This window comes from Fundidesulfovibrio terrae (genome assembly GCF_022808915.1).
Classification (GTDB): Bacteria; Desulfobacterota; Desulfovibrionia; order Desulfovibrionales; family Desulfovibrionaceae; genus Fundidesulfovibrio; species Fundidesulfovibrio terrae.
The window spans coordinates 72,110-84,450 of sequence record NZ_JAKZFS010000001.1 but is presented as its reverse complement, the minus strand read 5'-3'; the positions used below and the strand labels follow the sequence as shown (position 1 = coordinate 84,450).

General features: G+C 67.0%; 11 protein-coding genes. 5 read left to right on the top strand and 6 right to left on the bottom strand.

Annotated elements, in window-relative coordinates; all coding sequences use genetic code 11:
- Positions 1-100 precede the first annotated feature (100 nt).
- The 4 genes from ML540_RS00415 to era form a co-directional block, all read right to left on the bottom strand.
- Positions 101-1,147, bottom strand: coding sequence for a radical SAM protein (locus ML540_RS00415; protein WP_341482611.1), 1,047 nt, complete (start codon positions 1,145-1,147; stop codon positions 101-103).
- Between the two features lie 515 nt (positions 1,148-1,662).
- Positions 1,663-3,417, bottom strand: coding sequence for a glycosyltransferase family 39 protein (locus tag ML540_RS00410; RefSeq protein WP_243357726.1), 1,755 nt, complete (start codon positions 3,415-3,417; stop codon positions 1,663-1,665).
- 94 nt (positions 3,418-3,511) lie between these two features.
- The gene (gene hisG / locus ML540_RS00405) at positions 3,512-4,390 is read right to left on the bottom strand and encodes an ATP phosphoribosyltransferase (protein WP_243357724.1); all 879 of its coding nucleotides are present in this window, start codon (positions 4,388-4,390) and stop codon (positions 3,512-3,514) included.
- Between the two features lie 97 nt (positions 4,391-4,487).
- Positions 4,488-5,405, bottom strand: a complete 918-nt coding sequence (gene era / locus ML540_RS00400) for a GTPase Era (protein WP_243357722.1) — start codon at positions 5,403-5,405, stop codon at positions 4,488-4,490.
- An 89-nt stretch (positions 5,406-5,494) separates the two neighbouring features.
- Between era and topA the strand changes: the two genes are divergently transcribed.
- The 4 genes from topA to lepB all read left to right on the top strand — a co-directional run bounded on the left by topA (position 5,495) and on the right by lepB (position 9,545).
- Positions 5,495-7,744, top strand: coding sequence for a type I DNA topoisomerase (gene topA / locus ML540_RS00395; protein ID WP_243357720.1), 2,250 nt, complete (start codon positions 5,495-5,497; stop codon positions 7,742-7,744).
- Positions 7,745-8,033: 289 nt separating this feature from the next.
- The gene (locus ML540_RS00390) at positions 8,034-8,600 is read left to right on the top strand and encodes an RNA polymerase sigma factor (protein WP_243357719.1); all 567 of its coding nucleotides are present in this window, start codon (positions 8,034-8,036) and stop codon (positions 8,598-8,600) included.
- The gene (locus ML540_RS00385) at positions 8,584-8,745 is read left to right on the top strand and encodes a hypothetical protein (protein WP_243357717.1); all 162 of its coding nucleotides are present in this window, start codon (positions 8,584-8,586) and stop codon (positions 8,743-8,745) included. Before ML540_RS00390 ends, ML540_RS00385 begins: the two co-directional genes overlap by 17 nt.
- A 149-nt stretch (positions 8,746-8,894) precedes the next feature.
- A complete protein-coding gene (gene lepB / locus ML540_RS00380; protein ID WP_243357714.1) occupies positions 8,895-9,545 on the top strand; it encodes a signal peptidase I in 651 nt (216 codons plus the stop codon).
- A gap of 21 nt (positions 9,546-9,566) precedes the next feature.
- Here lepB and ML540_RS00375 read toward each other — a convergent pair whose 3' ends face one another.
- Together ML540_RS00375 and ML540_RS00370 are read right to left on the bottom strand one after the other, a co-directional pair.
- Positions 9,567-10,337, bottom strand: a complete 771-nt coding sequence (locus tag ML540_RS00375; RefSeq protein WP_243357713.1) for a dienelactone hydrolase family protein — start codon at positions 10,335-10,337, stop codon at positions 9,567-9,569.
- Between the two features lie 5 nt (positions 10,338-10,342).
- Positions 10,343-12,109, bottom strand: coding sequence for an ABC transporter ATP-binding protein (locus tag ML540_RS00370; protein ID WP_243357711.1), 1,767 nt, complete (start codon positions 12,107-12,109; stop codon positions 10,343-10,345).
- A 40-nt stretch (positions 12,110-12,149) separates the two neighbouring features.
- Between ML540_RS00370 and ML540_RS00365 the strand changes: the two genes are divergently transcribed.
- Entirely contained in the window at positions 12,150-12,317 is a 168-nt protein-coding gene (locus tag ML540_RS00365) for a rubredoxin (RefSeq protein ID WP_243357710.1), read from the top strand.
- Positions 12,318-12,341: the final 24 nt, after the last annotated feature.

Here is a 12,341-nt window from a genome sequence, read left to right as displayed (position 1 = left end):
TCCAAACGGGGGGCTGGTTCAAGGCGAAAAGGCGGATAGCGTTAACAAAAATGTCACCCCCTGCCGGGGGCCGGAGAAAAACGAGGCGCAGAGGTGCCGGTCAATCCCCTGCGGGGCCACCCTCCTCGGGGTCTCCGGCCAGCATGCGCGCAAGGATCATCTTCAGATACCCGGCCTTGCGCTCGTCCAGGCGGGTGATGCCCGCGCCCTGCGCCTGCCTGCGGGCGCGGCGGAACTCCTCGGCCGTGAGCGCCCTGCCCAGGCCCGGGTGCTTCCCGGCGTCGGCGCAGGGGCGGTACTGGTCCATGAGGTTCACGTAGGTGCCGGGCGAGACCTCGGAGGCGAGCCAGGTCATCCAGCGCGCGGTGCCGGCCAGGTCCTGCGGCAGCACCAGGTGGCGCACCAGGAGCCCCCGCCGGGCCAGGCCGTCCGGGCCGATCTCGAGGTCCCCCGCCTGGGAGTGCATGGCCTGAACCGCAGCGCGGGCCACCTCGGGGTAGTCCGCCGCGGCGCACAGGCGCGCGGCCACGGCCGGGTCCCAGAACTTCACGTCGGGCATGTACACGTCCACCACACCGTCCAGCAGGGCCAGGGTCTTGAGGTTGTCATAGCCGCCGGTGTTGTAGACCAGGGGGAGCGTGAGGCCGCCCTCCACGGCCAGGGGCAGGGCTTCGAGGATCTGGGCGGCCACGTGGCTGGGGGTGACGAAGTTGATGTTCGCGCAGCCCCGGCCTTGCAGGTCGAGCATGATCGCGGCCAGCTCGGCGGGAGAAACCTCGCCCCCCGATTCCGGATGGCGGCTGATGTCCTCGTTCTGGCAGAACACGCAGCCCAGATTGCACCCGGAGAAGAATATCGTGCCGGAGCCGCCCTCCCCCACCAGGCAGTCCTCCTCGCCGAAGTGCGGCCCGAAGCTCGCCACGCGGGCGTACCGGCCCACGCCGCAGAAGCCCGTCTCGCCCGAGGTTCTGTCCACGCCGCAGCGCCTGGGGCAGAGGCGGCAGGGGTTCAGGAGTTCGAGGGCCTGCCGGGCCCGGGCCGCGAGTTGGCCCCGGGCATGGAGCGAGACGTATCCTGGGAGCATGTGCCGGTCCTTGGGCGCGCGGCGCGCCCGGTTGCGGAACACCCGGGCGGGAGCGTTCGCCACGCCCGGGAAAGGCCACTCTGCCACGCTAAAATATGAAGCCCCCCTCCCGCAAGGGAGGGGGGCTCTGACAGAGCGTCGCATGATGCAACGCCGGAGGTGTTTCTGGTTGGTTGACCGGTTGCCTGCGTCCAGGGCCTAGCCGAAAAACCATGCCGAACCGTTCGTCACTCATCCTCATCCGGGGCCGTCTTGGGGCAGTATCCCGAATGGCTTTAGCCCGGCGTTACGGGGGTCCGGGGCGCCCCCATCCAAGTTGGTTGTCCGGTTGCCTGATTCCAGTGCCTGCCGAAAAACCGGGCCGGGCGGCTGGGACCTTCTCTGGGAACCCTTGCCCGGGAAGCGGTCTTTCATCCGCTGTGTCCCGGGGCTGTTCTCCGCCCGGCATCCTTGGCCTTGCGGCCTCGAGGCGGAAGCGGTGCGTCGATGTCCCTCCTACTTGGGGTTTGTCGTGTCCGCTTCACTGCGCTCGTAAGATACAAAATAACCACGCTTCACGCGCGCGCAAGGGGCAAAGGTCAGTTTTTTTCCGGGTCGGCTTCCACCTTGAAATCGAGCAGGCGCACGGCCTCCAGGTCCACGCCGGTAAAGGTCACGGAGCGCCCGTCGCGCAAAAGCTCGAAGCGCACCGTGAGCACCCGGTAGGGGCGCTCCCGAGACAGCTCGATCTTGTCGTGCCCGCGCGGGTCCGGCCCGAGGCTCTCGAAGGACGCGGCCCACGGCTCGTCGTCGAAGCGGCAGAGCACGGCGAAGCGGTTCCCCGGCAGCCGGTTGGAGAAGCCGAAATGCACCGTGATCCGCTGGGGCCGGGCCTCACGGTTCTCGAAGAGAAACTCGGCGAAGCCCGTGCGGCCTGCTTCGGTGGCGATGACCACGTCCTCCAGCACGGGCTGGCAGGCCAGGTGGTCCAGGCGGTTCACCTGGGCCAGGAAGTTCACCGGGGTCGGCATGATCCGAGACCGGAAGGGCAGGGACTGCATCGGGACAATCGGCGTCCTCGGGATGGTGATTTCGGCGGCCCCGTGTTCGCACGGGGTGACGGCCTGCACCTCGGCCATGTCCGGCTCGACCCGCTGCGCCCGCAAGGGGTTGGCCTCGGAAAACTCGTCCAGATACCAGTTGAGGGGGCCGGCGATGCCGCTTTCCGGATAGATGTAGACCGTGCGCGGGGAATGGGCGGCCAGCAGCCGGGAGGCGCACTGTTTGTAATCGCCGCTGTAACTCTTGGGGCTGTAGTATTGCTCGCCCGCCACGCCCGGATACCACCAGCAGCCCAGCAGGGCGAGCGAAACGGCCAGCCAGGGCAGGGCCCGCTCGCCCACGGCCGCGCGGACGGCCTGGGCCTGCCACAGCAAGAACGGCGGCAGAAGAAAGGTCAGGTGCCAGGGATTGAAATAGGTGCTGTAGCGGACGGCCACCAGGGCCGCGAGCGGGAACAGCACCCAGCCCAGCGAAACGAGCCCCAGCAGCCGGTGGCTCCGGATAAGGCTGGCCAGGCCCACGATCGACATGCAGGCGATGGCGGCGCGCAATGTCGGGTACTGCTCGCGGAATACCAGGGCGCTCAGTCGGTCCGCCATGCCCAGCAGCACGTCGGGGTATCCGGACACACCCGCAATGCCTGACTCGCGTCCGAACAGCGCCGCCAGAAACGGAAAGACGCCCGCCCCGGCCACGGCGCACACCAGGCAGAACACTGTAGCGCCAGCCAGCCTGGCCCGCCTCCAGGCCACGGCGCACAGCACGACCAGCCCCGCGCCCCCCATGGCCAGGAGCCCTGAGAAGTGGAGCAGCATCGGAGGCCAGAGACACAACCCGGCCAAAAGGTAATCCCTGGTCCGGTTGTCCCGGATGGCCCGCCAGAGGTGGAAAAACGCCGCCAGGCTGAAGAAGAAGACGATGCTGTAGGGCCGAAGCTGCCGGGAGAGCAGCAGGTGCCAGGGCTGGACCGCGGTCAGCGCCGCGAGCATGAGCCCGCCGCCCTCGGAGAGCATCTCCCGCCCCGCCCTCCAGGCGTACCACACCCCCGCCAGCCCGAAGGCCACCAGGGGCAGGCGCAGCGCCGCGTCCGACGTGCCCATGACCATGGCCGCCTTGGCCAGCAGGTAGAACGCGGGGGGGTGGAAATCCTCGGCCAGGGAGCGCGCCACGATGGACGCGCAGGGCAGTTTGGCCACCATGGCCACCAGCACCTCGTCGAACCACAGCGACGGCGTCTCCAGCCGCCACAGGCGGAGCGCCGCGGCCGCGGCCAGGATGAGCCACAAAAACAAGCGCCCTCTCCGGTCAGAGGCGGAGAAGGCGCTTGAAGTGGGGTTCATCGTGCGATTTGTACGATCGAGGCCGGTTGCTACGACAAGGCCGGGACTAGACGACTTTGTTGAGCGAATACTCGATGATGCCCTCGGCCCCGGCGTCCTTGAGCTTGGGGATGAGGTCGCGCACCACGGCCTCGGCCACCACGATCTCCACCGACAGCCAGTCGGAGTCCAGCAGGTGGGCCACGGTGGGCGAATTGAGGCTGGGCAGCTCCGCCAGGACCTTGTCCTTGCTGGAGCTCGGCACGTTCATCTTGAGGCCGACGAGCTTCTCGGCCTTGAGCGCGCCCTGGAGCATCATGATCATGTTCTCGATCTTGCGACGCTTCCAGGGGTCGGCCCAGGCGTCCTTGTTGGCGATGAACTGGGTGTTGGTGACCAGCACCTCGGCGATGATGCGCAGCCCGTGGGCCTTGATGGTGGTGCCGGTCTCGGTGACTTCCACGATGGCGTCGGCCAGTCCCTCGACCACCTTGGCCTCGGTGGCGCCCCAGGAGAACTCCACGTCCACCTTGACCCCGGCCTGCTCGAAGTAGCGCTTGGTGTAGCCCACGAGTTCGGTGGAGATGCGCTTGCCGTTCAGATCCTCGGGGCGCTTGAAGGGCGAGTCCCCGGCCACGGCCAGCACCCAGCGGGCCGGGCGCGAGCTGACCTTGGAATAGACCAGGTCGGTGACGATGACCACGTCGGACTGGTTCTCGAGGATCCAGTCCTTGCCGGTGAGGCCGCAGTCAAGCAGCCCGGACTCGACGTAACGGCTCATCTCCTGGGCGCGGCACATGGAGCAGGTGATCTCTTCGTCGTCGATCTCGGGGAAGTAGTTGCGGTGGTGCTCCTTGATCTTCCATCCGGACTTGTCGAACAGCTTGATCGTGGCTTCCTGCAAAGATCCCTTGGGGATTCCCAATTTCAGCTTGGGAGTGGACACGGGCGGCCTCCTATGTGGTCCCGAAATGCGGGATATGTGAAAAAGCGTGGACGGCGTTGGTAGCGTGGTTCGAAACGCTTTGCAAGCGGCGGTCCTGTTACGATCCGTGCTCCTCGCCCAGTTCGTTCATGAAGAATTCGTCCTCGGTCCAGTCCTCGCGCACCTTCACGAAAAGCTCCAGGTGCACGGGCGCGCCGGTGAGCTCCATGATCTCCTGGCGGGCCTGGGTGCCCACATCCTTGAGCACCTTGCCGCCCTTGCCGATGACCATGCCCTTGTGCCGGTCGCGCGAGACGTAGATCACCGCGCTCACCCGGGCGCCCTTGGGGGTCTCCTGCCAGTGCTCGATGGCCACGGCGGTGTTGTAGGGCAGCTCCTGCGTGAGCTTCAAAAAAAGCTTCTCGCGGATGATCTCGGCGGCCAGAAAGCGCATGGGCGCGGTGGTCAGCTCGTCCTCGGGGTAGAGGGCCTCGCCCTCGGGCAGGTGTCCCACCATGGCCTTGACCAGCTGGTCCAGGCCGCGCTCCTTGAGGGCCGACACGGGCACGATCTCGGAGCCGGGCCAGGCTTCGCCCAGGCGCGCCATCACCGGCAGCATGGCCTTCATGTCGGAGAGGGCGTCGGTCTTGTTGAGCGCGATGATCACCGGCAGGCCGGAGCGCTCGACGGGGCGCGAGAGCAGTTTGATGTCCTTCTCCAAGACGTCGGGCTTGCGCGAATAGAACATCGCGTCCAGCACGATGACGATGGCGGCGGCCTCGGCCAGGGCCTGCCAGGCGGCCTCCACCAGACGGCTGTTCAAGCGCGAGCCGCGCGGGATGTGCACGCCGGGGGTGTCCAGCAGCACGATCTGGGCCTCGTCGTTGGTGAAAATGCCCGCCAGCCGGTTGCGGGTGGTCTGGGGCTTGGGGCTGACGATGGCCAGCTTCTGGCCGAGCAGGGCGTTCAGAAGCGTGGACTTGCCCGCATTGGGCGGGCCTATCAGGGCCACGTGGCCGAAACGGTGAGCGCTCATAGGGTGGCCTCCTTAAAATATGAAAATCGGGTGGCGATGGCCGCCATCCCCTTGCCTAACCTCTTGACGATGGCTATAGCCGCCCTGTCATGGCGAAAGACCTCATAATTGTCGAGTCCCCGGCCAAGGTAAAGACCATCAAGAAGTTCCTCGGAGACAAATTCTACGTGGAGGCTTCGGTGGGGCACGTGCGCGACCTGCCCCAGAAGAAGCTCGGCGTGGACGAGGCCAACGGCTTCGAGCCCCAATACGGGGTCATCCCGGGAAAACAGAAGGTGGTGGACCAGCTGGTCAAGGTGGCGGCGAAAGCCAAGACCGTCTATCTGGCCCCCGACCCCGACCGCGAGGGCGAGGCCATCGCCTGGCACATCGCGGAGCTCCTCAAGGAGACCAACTCCAACATCGGGCGCATCCAGTTCAACGAGATCACGTCCAAGGCCGTGAAAGAGGCCCTGGAGCACCCGCACGAGATCGACACCAAGCTCTTCGAGTCCCAGCAGGCCCGGCGCATCCTGGACCGGCTGGTGGGCTACAAGATTTCGCCGCTGCTCTGGAAGAAGGTGCGCAAGGGCATCAGCGCCGGCCGCGTGCAGTCCGTGGCGCTCAAGATCGTAGTGGACCGCGAGAAGGAGCGCCTGGCCTTCAAGCCCGAGGAATACTGGCTCTTCAAGGCCCGCCTGCAAGGCGACGCGCCTCCGCCCTTCGAGGCGGAGCTTGCCAAGCTTTCCGGCAAGAAGGCCCACATCGGAAGCGGCGAAGCAGCCCAGGCCCTGCACGACGAGCTTAACGGGCAGCCCTTTACCGTCACCTCGGTCACGGAGAAAGAGCGCAAGAAGACCCCGCCGCCGCCCTTCATCACCTCCACCCTGCAGCAGGCCGCCAACCAGCGCCTGGGCTACGCCGCCAAGAAGACCATGGGCGCGGCCCAGAAGCTGTACGAGGGCGTCGACCTGGGCGAACGCGGCACCACGGCGCTCATCACCTACATGCGTACCGACTCCACGCGCATCGCCGACGAGGCCCGCGACGCCGCCAAGACCTACATCGTGGAGCAGCTAGGCAAGGACTTCTACCCCGAAAAGGCCCGGGTCTTCAAAACCAAGGCCGGAGCCCAGGACGCCCACGAAGCCATCCGCCCCGTGGACGTGCACATCACCCCCCAGGACGTGGCCGGGCTTCTGCCCAAGGACCAGTTCATGGTCTACAAGCTCGTCTGGGAACGCTTCGTGGCCTCCCAGATGGCGGCGGCCAAGTTCTGGGACACCGCGGCCGTGATCACGGCCGGACGGGCCGAATTCAAGGCCAAGGGCGAGCGCCTGCTCTTCCCCGGGTACCTCAAGGTCTACGGCCAGGACGCCGAGGAGGAGGGCGAGGGCGCGAAAAAGGCCCTGCCGCCCCTCAAGAAGGACCAGGCCCTGGAACTGCTGGACATCCGCAAGGAACAGAAGTTCACCCAGCCGCCCCCGCGCTACACCGAAGCCTCGCTGGTGCGCGAGCTGGAAGAGAAGGGCATCGGACGCCCCTCCACCTACGCGGCTATCATCTCCACTCTTCTCGACCGCGACTACGCCCGGCTGGAGGAGAAGCACTTCGCCCCCACGGCGCTCGGCACCACCGTCTCCGACAAGCTCTCCGAGCACTTCCAGACCATCATGGACGTGGGCTTCACCGCGGGCATGGAAGAGGCCCTGGACCAGGTGGCCGACGGCAGCAAGGACTGGCACGTCCTGCTGGCCGACTTCACCCAGGGGTTCTACCCGGCCCTGGAAAAGGCCGCCAAGGACATGGAGAAGCAGGTCATCGACTCCGGCCTGGCCTGCCCCAAGTGCGGCAAGCCCATGCAGGTGAAGTACGGCCGCACCGGAGAATTCCTGGCCTGCACCGGCTACCCGGAGTGCAAGTCCACCTCCAACTTCACCCTGGACGAGGAAGGCAAGTACCACTTCGCGGAAAAGCCCGCCGAGGCCCCGCCCGAAGTGGTGGGCACCTGCCCCCAGTGCGGCAAGGACCTGCACCTCAAGAAGGCCCGCACCGGCAGCCGCTTCATCGCCTGCTCCGGCTACCCCAAGTGCAAGTACACCATGCCCTTCACCACGGGAGTGGCTTGCCCCCGCGAGGGCTGCGACGGCGAGCTGGTGGAAAAGAGCTCGCGCTTCGGGAAGCTGTTCTATTCGTGCTCCAAGTATCCCAACTGCGACCACGCCGTGTGGGACTGGCCCGTGAAGGAGCCCTGCCCCGAGTGCGGCAATCCCATCCTGGTGAAGAAGCAGTCCAAGCGGTACGGCGAGCATCTGGCCTGCCCGGTGAAGACTTGTAAGTATCGGAAGATACAAGAGTAAGAGAAAAACCGAGGGAAACCTTTTGTGAACAAAAGGTTTCCCTCGGACCCCCTTCCAAAAGACTTTTCAGCGGGCTTCGCGTTCACGGCGGCCAAGTTGCGGCCGCACGGGCGGCTGGCACGGCCTGCGATTTTCCCTTTTTGACGACGTGTTTTCCGGCGTGGCGGCCGTCGATCGATAATCGTAAAGTTATCGGTCATCCGGTAGGGCGCGGCAATATTTCCTCCCGGCCGGGAACCTTTCCCCTCCCCCGGCGTATGAGCCTTCAGGAAACAAACGCGGAGAACGGATGGAAGACGAACAGATCATACGGCTCGTTCAGGCGGGCGACAGCGAGGCGTACGCCGCGCTCGTGCGCAGGCACCACCGGGAGCTGCTCGGCTTCATCCACCGCCTGGTGCGCGACGCCCATCTGGCCGAGGACATCGGCCAGGAGGTGTTCCTTGCCGCCTACAAGGCTCTGCCGCGCTTCGACCCGGACCGTGGCGTGCCCTTCGCGGCCTGGCTGTGCGTGATTGCCCGCAACCGCTGCGTGAGCGCCCTGCGCGCACGCGGCAGGACCCGGCTGGTCCAGGTGGAGGACGCACCCGAGCTGGCTGCGGACGCACCTGGCATGGACGCCCGGCTCATCGCCTCAGAGGAGCGCAAGGCCCTGGCCGAATCGCTCGAGAAGCTGGACGAGCCGTTCAAGTCCACCATCCTCTTAAGCCTCGAGGGAGAGCTGGTGGAGGACATCGCCTGCCGCATGGGCGTGCCCGCGTCCACCATCAAGACGCGCCTATTCCGCGCCAGGGAGAAACTGCGGCGGCTTTTCGCCGCCTCGACCGGAGGAATCTGCCATGAACGCCAACTTTGAGCCTTCGCCCGATTTCGTGGCCAGGGTCATGCGCCAGGTTCGGACCTACGAAGAGAGCAGGGCCAGCCTCGTCCTGGACTGGCTGCGCTACCTGGCCGCCAGCGGGGCGCTTCTGGGCGTGCTGCGCGCCGCCCCCGTGTTCTAACGCCAGACCAGCCAGGAAACCGCGCCCGCTAAGACCATAATACGGGATTCCAAAGGGACGAAGTCCCTTTGGCCGCCGGAGGCTTTCCCCTCCCGACTCTCCGGCACATCACCGTGCCTCCCGACAACCGCAACCACACGAGTCACCCCATGCCCGACCAGACCATCCCCGCTTCCGCATCCCGCAGCGCCGCCAAGACCAAGAGCATCCTGCGCGACTATCTTTCCTCGCTGGGTTGGGCCCTGGCGCTGGCCTTGGTCATCAGGACCTTCGTGGTCCAGACCTTCGAGATACCGTCCTCCTCCATGGAGAACACCCTGGAGGTCGGAGACTACCTGGTGGCCAACAAGTTCCTCTACGGCATCCGCCTGCCCTGGTCGGGCAGCCGCGTGCTGCCGATACGCGAGCCCAAGCGCGGGGACGTGGTCATCTTCAAGTTCCCCGAGGACCGCTCCCAGGACTTCATCAAGCGCCTGGTGGGCGAGCCCGGCGACGAGATCATGGTCCGGGACAAGCGGGTGTACGTCAACGGCAAGCCCTTCACGGACCCGCACGAGGTCCACAAGGACGCATCGGTGATCCCGGCCGGAGCCAGCCCGCGCGACAACTTCGGGCCAGTGCGCGTACCCGAGGACAGCTATTTCATGATGGGCGACAACCGCGACAACTCCTACGACAGCCGCTTCTGGGGCTTCGTGCCCAAGAAGGACATCGTGGGCATGGCGGTGGTGAAGTACTGGTCGTTCGTGCCGGGCAGCTGGAAGGTACGCTGGGGCAATTTGGGCGAGATCATCTCCTGATTCCCGCGGGAGGGGCCGCGCTCACCGCAAGCGCTCGAGCAGGAACGACTCCGTACGCTCCCTGGCGTCGCGGGACGCGGCCGGGCCGAAGCCGTGCCCTTCCCCCGGGTAGGTGACCAGCTCGGCGAAGCCGCCGAGGGATTTCGCGGTGTTGACCAGGGCGGCGCCCTCGGCAAAAGGGACGACCTGGTCCGCCTGGCCGTGGAAGGCCAGAAGCGGCGGCAGCCGTCGGAGGTTTCCCGCCAGCCGCCCCGGGATGCCCCCGTACATCACCACCAGGGCGGACAGGTGTTCATCGGCGGCCGCGCAGGCCACTCCCAGGTAGCCGCCCTGCGAGAAACCCACGATCCCGGCCCGCCCGTTGGACTTCGCTCCCGCCAGAAGCGCACCGGCCACGGCGCGCACGCGCCCGGCCCAGACCGGCGCCCGTTCGGCGAACATCCTTCTGCGGCCGTCCTGGTCCAGGGCGGCCATGGCCTCTGCTTCGCCCGGCCCGTAGTAGGACACGATGCAGGCGTCCAGACCCCGCGCCGCGAGCTTGGAGGCATACCGGCTGTATGCCTCGAACAGGGGATCCGCACCCTGGCGTCCGGGCAGGATAAGCACCGTGGGACGCCTGGCCTCGCCGGGAGCCTGGAACAGCCAGGCCTTCACCGCGCCCTGGGCGGACGCCACGTCCAACTCGCGGCCTTCCATGCCGGACGCCGGCACCGGCGCCCACACGCCGCCCAGCGCCAGGGCGGCTAAAACGGCCCACTCCGCGCCGCGTCGCAAGATTCCCGGTCTTTGCATGGTTCTCAGCCCTCGCGCCCCTCGCCGCTCTGCACGGCCCACAGGCCCGCGTAGACGCCCTTCTGGGCCAGGAGGTCGTCGTGGCGGCCGCGCTCGACGATGACGCCGTCCACCACCACGATGATCTCGTCGCTCTGGCGCACGGTGGAGAGCCGGTGCGCTACGGCCAGGGTCATGCGGTTCTCGCGGAAGAGGTGCAGGTTTCGCTGGATGATCTCCTCGGTGCGGGTGTCCACGGCGGAGGTGGCCTCGTCCAGCACCAGGATGCCGGGATTTCTGAGCACCGCCCGGGCCAGCGATATGCGCTGGCGCTGCCCGCCGGAGAGCTTCACCCCGCCCTCGCCGATCAGGGTGTCGAAGCCCTGGGGCAGCTCCCGGATGAAATCCAGGGCCCCGGCGATGCGCGCGGCCTCCTCCAAGGCCTCCTGCGTGGCCTCGGGCGCGCCCAGGCGGATGTTCTCCGCCGCGCTGCCCGCGAAGAGGAAGGCGTCCTGGGAGACGTAGCCCATGTGCCCGCGCAGGCTCTCCAGGGTGAAATCCGTGATGTCGCGGCCGTTAAGCGCTATGCGCCCCGAGGCCGGGTCCAGGTGGCGCAGCATGAGCTTGACCAGCGTGGACTTGCCCGCGCCGGTGGGGCCCACGACGCCCAGCACCTTGCCGCGCCTAAGTTCGAAGTTCACCCCCCGGATCACGTCCTCCCGGTCGGGGTAGGCGAAACGCACGTCCTCGAAGCGGATGGTCTCGGGCGTTTCGGTGAGCGGCTTGCTTCCGGGCTTGTCGGCGATGGCGGGCTCGAGCGATAAGACGCCCCAGATGCGCGCGGCCGAGGCCTCGGAGCGCTGGAACTGGTTGATGAGCATCCCGAACACGAACAGCGGCAGGATCATGCGCGTGGCCAGCAGGATGAAGGTGGCGTAGTCGCCGAGCGACGGGCCGTTGCCGGTGAGGGTCAGCCAGCCGCCCCCGGCGATGAGCAGGGCGAAGGCCGCGCCCGCCACGGCGTAGAGCACCGGGATGAACCGCGCCCGGGCCAGGGCCGCGCCGATGGCCTCGTCGCGGTACACGGCGGACTTCTCGTCCACGCGCCGTGCCTGGTCCTCCTCGGCGGTGAAGGCCTGGATCACGCCCATGCCGCGCAGGTTGTTGCCGATGATGGCCGCCACCTGCCCCACGGCCTTGCGCGCCTCGCGGTAGCGGGGGCGGATGCGCGTGGAGAAGGTGCGCACCGCCGCGAAGGCGAAGGGCATGGGAGCAAGCAGGAGAAGCGCCAGCCGCCAGTCCATCCAGAAGAGCACGGCGAAGGTGCCCGCGAAGGTGATGACCAGCCGGATGGAGGAGGTGGTGGAGTCCGACAGGAAGGTCTCCAGGGTGTCCACGTCCGAGGAGACCACGTTCAGGAGGTCTCCGGACTGGCGTTCCTCGAAGAAATGCATATCTTGGCGCTGCAGGTGGCGGTAGAGGGCGTTGCGCAGGTCGTGGCGCACGTGCTGGGCCATGGAGTCCAGGGCGTAGTCGGAGACGGACTGGAACGCGGCCAGGGCCACGAAGGCCGCCAGCACCCCGGCCCCATAGAGGATAAGCGCGTCCAGGTGCGGGGCCTCTCCGGCCTTGGCGGCGGTGACGGCGTCCACCACCCTGCCCACCAGGACCATGGGGATCAGGTCGCAGGCGCGGGCCCCGGCGTTGGTCACGAGGCCCACGATGAAGCGGGCGCGGTACGGGGCGACGAACGAAAACAGTTTGGGCAGAACCCAGTTTGAAGCGATGCGCATTCGGGCTTCATAGCGCATCGCCCCAGGGAGGAAAATAGCCATGGACGACAGATACGTTTGCCTTTTGTGCGGCTACACCTACGACCCCAAACGCGGCGACGCCAAGGGCGGCATCGAGCCAGGAACCCCCGGCGACAAGCTCCCGCCGGACTGGCGCTGCCCCAGCTGCGCCACGAGCCAGGACAACTTCGCCAAGCGCGACGATTAGCCCTCGCGCCCGCCCTGCCAGTGA

Excerpts from the sequence above, each read along its gene's own strand:
- ML540_RS00375 (WP_243357713.1), bottom strand. The coding sequence starts at position 10,337 with ATGCAAAGACCGGGAATCTTGCGACGCGGCGCGGAGTGGGCCGTTTTA.
- era (WP_243357722.1), bottom strand. The coding sequence starts at position 5,405 with ATGAGCGCTCACCGTTTCGGCCACGTGGCCCTGATAGGCCCGCCCAAT.
- lepB (WP_243357714.1), top strand. The coding sequence starts at position 8,895 with ATGCCCGACCAGACCATCCCCGCTTCCGCATCCCGCAGCGCCGCCAAG.
- ML540_RS00385 (WP_243357717.1), top strand. The coding sequence starts at position 8,584 with ATGAACGCCAACTTTGAGCCTTCGCCCGATTTCGTGGCCAGGGTCATG.
- ML540_RS00370 (WP_243357711.1), bottom strand. The coding sequence starts at position 12,109 with ATGCGCATCGCTTCAAACTGGGTTCTGCCCAAACTGTTTTCGTTCGTC.
- ML540_RS00390 (WP_243357719.1), top strand. The coding sequence starts at position 8,034 with ATGGAAGACGAACAGATCATACGGCTCGTTCAGGCGGGCGACAGCGAG.
- ML540_RS00365 (WP_243357710.1), top strand. The coding sequence starts at position 12,150 with ATGGACGACAGATACGTTTGCCTTTTGTGCGGCTACACCTACGACCCC.
- topA (WP_243357720.1), top strand. The coding sequence starts at position 5,495 with ATGGCGAAAGACCTCATAATTGTCGAGTCCCCGGCCAAGGTAAAGACC.